Raw genomic sequence first — 3,429 nt, forward strand, 5'->3', positions numbered from 1 at the left:
ATGCGATCGTCGGCAGCGTCAGATGTGTATAAGAGACAGGCTCGGGATCCTGGCCGCGCATCGCACCGCGACCGGACGCTCCGGCGTGGTGATCGATCTACTGGGCCGGGTGTTGGCCGAATCCGACCCTGGCGGCGACGAACTCGCGGCGGCTCTCGCCGATCAGCTGACGGCGGTACGCGACCACGGCCTGGGAGCCGCGGCCGTCGATATCAGCGGCGGCCGCAGGCGCGAACTGCACGGCTTGGGCGCCCGTAGGCTTCGCGCCTGGCTGCTGCTCGACGGTCCATCGGAAATGCCTGTGGCACAACAGATTACCGGCGACCTGGTGTCGCTGCTGTCGCTTGAGATCGAACGTCGTCATGGGCTTGATTCCGGCCAGCGCCGCGGACGCGCCCAGGTGTTGGAGCGCCTTGCCCGGGCCACCGTCGACGACGTAGTGGCCGCGCGGTGGCTGACCGCGGTCGGCGTACCCGATGTGGATCTGCGTGCCGCGGCGGTGGCGGCGCCGCAGGACGCCGATGATCTCGCGGCGGATCTGCTGATCACGTTGCCCGACGCGCTCGTTCGGGTCGTCGACGACGTCGTCGAGCTCGCGGTTCCGCGCGGGACCGATCTACCGGGCGTGCTCGGCACCCTGGCCGGACACCGCGCGGCGGGCATCGGGATCGGGGCGCGGCCCGGCGCCCTGGCGGTGTCGCTGCGGCAGGCCCGCTCGGCGCTGGCCGCCAGCCGGGTGAACGGCAGGCACATGCCCGCCGAAGAGATCGCCAGCAGCCGGCTGCTGCTCACGGCGGTCGGCCCCGAGCCGCTGAGCGCCTTCGCCGACGCGGTGCTGGGCCCGCTGGACGCGGCCGATCGCTCGGCCGAGCTGCTGCACAGCCTGACGGTGTTCCTGGAGAACAACGGGCAATGGGCACCTGCGGCCGCGGCCCTGCAGGTGCACCGGCACACGATGCGCAACCGCGTCGACGCCATCGAGCGGCTCACCGGTCGCAGGCTCGACTCCGTGCATGATCGGCATGAGCTGTGGCTGGCGCTGCGCGCGCGGGACGCTGCCCGAATGTCGACCGACTGACCGGTCGGCGAAGTTACCCTCTCAATGTGGCGGTCAGCGAGTTCCGGCGCTCGGTTTGCATGCCCGAGCTGGTGTTCAGCGGCCAGCTGCCCGCCCGCACGGCGCACTACGCGGAAAGCCTGTCCAGCCGGCTTCGCGTGCTCACCGTCGCGACGTGGATCGCTGCTTCGGTGTCGGGTTTTTTCGGCTTGTTCCAACTTGTCGTCGGCGGGGCCATCTGGCGCGTCGGGTTTCTCAATCTCGTGTTCGCGGCGCTGTTCGTCCTGGTGCCCCTGCTGTACCGGTTCGGCGAGCTGATCGCACCGTTGAGCTTCTTCGTCGTCGCCTACGTCTCGGTGTCGGTGATGTGTTACCAGGTCGGGACCGGTTCGGGCCTGCAGCTGTACTTCTTGGTGTCGGCCTCGTTGGTGGTCCTGGTCCTCGGCATCGAGCGCATCGGTCTGGCGGCTGTGCTGGTCGGGGCGGGGGTGATCGCGTCGATCGCGCTGGCGTTCTTGGCCCCGGTCGACCGCGGCCTCGGCCCGTCGTGGACGCTGCGGTTCGGGTTCGTGGTCACGACAGTGTCGGCGACCGTGATGGTCTTCGCGACGGTGTGGGTGGCGTTGCGGGAAAACGCCCGTGCCGAGGCCGCCATGGAAGCCGAATACCAGCGTTCCGAGCAACTGCTCACCAACATCCTGCCGGCCACGGTTGCCGCCCGGCTCAAGGATCCGGCCCGCACCATCATCGCCGACAAGTACGACGACGCGTCGATTCTGTTCGCCGACATCGCCGGGTACACCAGCCGCGCCAGCGACACTCCTCCTGCGGACCTGGTGCGTTTCCTCGACCGGCTCTACACCGATCTCGACGCCCTTGTCGACAAGCACGATCTGGAAAAGGTGAAGACCAGCGGAGACTCCTACATGGTGGTCTCCGGCGTGCCCAAACCACGGACCGACCACATCGAGGCGTTGGCGTGCTTTGCCCTCGACATGGCTGATGCCGTCGCCGATCTCAAAGATCCACAGGGCCGAGCGGTCCCGCTGCGCATCGGACTGGCCTCCGGCCCGGTCGTGGCCGGCGTCGTCGGCGCCCGCAAGTTCTTCTACGACGTGTGGGGCGATGCCGTCAACGTCGCGTCGCGCATGGAGACCACCGACGTCGCCGGCCGAATCCAGGTGCCGCAGAACGTTTATGAGCGCATCAGCGACCGCTTCGTGCTCGAAGAACGCGGCGAGGTCGACATCAAGGGCAAGGGCGTGATGCGGACCTGGTACCTGGTCGGCCGCCGCGACGACGAGGTGCGAGCGGCCGTCGAGACCGGTTAGACCTTGCCGTTCTCCGACTTGATCAACCAGGCCAGCTTCTCCAGCCCGTCGATGAGCTGATGCAGGATGTCCGCGGTGCTCGGGTCCTCGGCGTCGACCGCATCGTGCACCCTGCGCATGGTGTCGACCACGGCGTAGATGCGGGTGGTGACGAGATCGACCACCTCGGTCGTATTTCGTTCGTAGGCAGGGAATTCCGGCACCGTGGTGGTCGCGGCGACGCTGTCGGAACGGCCGTCGGGCACGGCGTTCAGCGCGCGCATCCGCTCGGCGATGGTGTCGCTGCCGGTGCGGGCGAAATCGACCAGTTCGTCCAGCTGCAGGTGCAGATCGCGGAAGTTGGTGCCGACGACGTTCCAGTGCGCCTGCTTGCCTTGCAGCCCGAGCTCGATCAGGTCGACGAGCACCTGCTGAAGATGAGCGCTCAGTTGCGGTGTGGCGTGGAAACCTTGGATATCTGTTTCGATTCGACGTGTGCTCATGCCAGTTCCAACGACACCTTTTCTGGAATCAATCCAGAAATGATGTCATGTGACCGGGATTACCCCTGAGGTTCGGTCAGCTGACTGTCGTTCCTGTCCTGCTGACTGAGCAGGCGCGCATATCCGGCCCCCATCCCCAGCAGCGCCAGCCCCACCACTATGAACACCGCGACCCGGAAGATCCCGTCGAGGGTGCCCAGGTCGAAGAGGAACAGCTTGGCCATCGCCGCGGCGACCAGCGCGAGACCACCACCGATCGGCAGCGACCGCTGCGCCTTGGGCAAGCGCGCGGCGTAGTACAACAACCCGGCCGCGACCACGATCCAGCAGATGGTGGCAACCATGTGACCTCCGAAGAACCCCGCGCCGGCACCGCCGACGAGCACCCCGACGGTCACCGTGAACGTCGTCACCGCGTAGCCGATCACCGCCGCGGCAGCCACCCACAGCAGGCGGATGGTGTCGTCGGGGAGGGGGGGGGGGGGCCGGGCCCCCCTGGACCGGGCCACGCCCGCCCCCACCCCCCGCGGGGGGGGGGGGGAGCAGCCCCCCGGTGCCC

At 68.1% G+C, this 3,429-nt stretch carries 4 protein-coding genes; 2 read left to right on the forward strand and 2 right to left on the reverse strand.

The window, feature by feature from the left end; all coding sequences use genetic code 11:
• A partial coding sequence (locus A5784_RS07830) for a PucR family transcriptional regulator (protein WP_156750442.1) occupies positions 1-1,078 on the forward strand: 1,078 nt, incomplete at its 5' end.
• Positions 1,079-1,137: 59 nt separating this feature from the next.
• Positions 1,138-2,388, forward strand: a complete 1,251-nt coding sequence (locus tag A5784_RS07835; RefSeq protein ID WP_064943995.1) for an adenylate/guanylate cyclase domain-containing protein — start codon at positions 1,138-1,140, stop codon at positions 2,386-2,388.
• Here the strand turns inward: A5784_RS07835 and A5784_RS07840 are convergent.
• Complete coding sequence (locus A5784_RS07840; RefSeq protein WP_064943991.1) at positions 2,385-2,870, reverse strand: Dps family protein; 486 nt, start codon at positions 2,868-2,870, stop codon at positions 2,385-2,387. The two genes, A5784_RS07835 and A5784_RS07840, sit on opposite strands and share 4 nt — an antisense overlap.
• Positions 2,871-2,929: 59 nt before the next feature.
• Positions 2,930-3,391 (reverse strand): DUF2339 domain-containing protein, encoded by a 462-nt coding sequence (locus A5784_RS07845; protein ID WP_353651904.1) that lies wholly within the window; start codon positions 3,389-3,391, stop codon positions 2,930-2,932.
• Positions 3,392-3,429 lie beyond the last annotated feature (38 nt).

Origin of the sequence: Mycobacterium sp. 852013-50091_SCH5140682 (assembly GCF_001665685.1) — a bacterium.
In the GTDB taxonomy this organism is placed as follows: domain Bacteria; phylum Actinomycetota; class Actinomycetes; order Mycobacteriales; family Mycobacteriaceae; genus Mycobacterium.

Excerpts from the sequence above, each read along its gene's own strand:
- A5784_RS07835 (WP_064943995.1), top strand. The coding sequence starts at position 1,138 with ATGCCCGAGCTGGTGTTCAGCGGCCAGCTGCCCGCCCGCACGGCGCAC.
- A5784_RS07840 (WP_064943991.1), bottom strand. The coding sequence starts at position 2,870 with ATGAGCACACGTCGAATCGAAACAGATATCCAAGGTTTCCACGCCACA.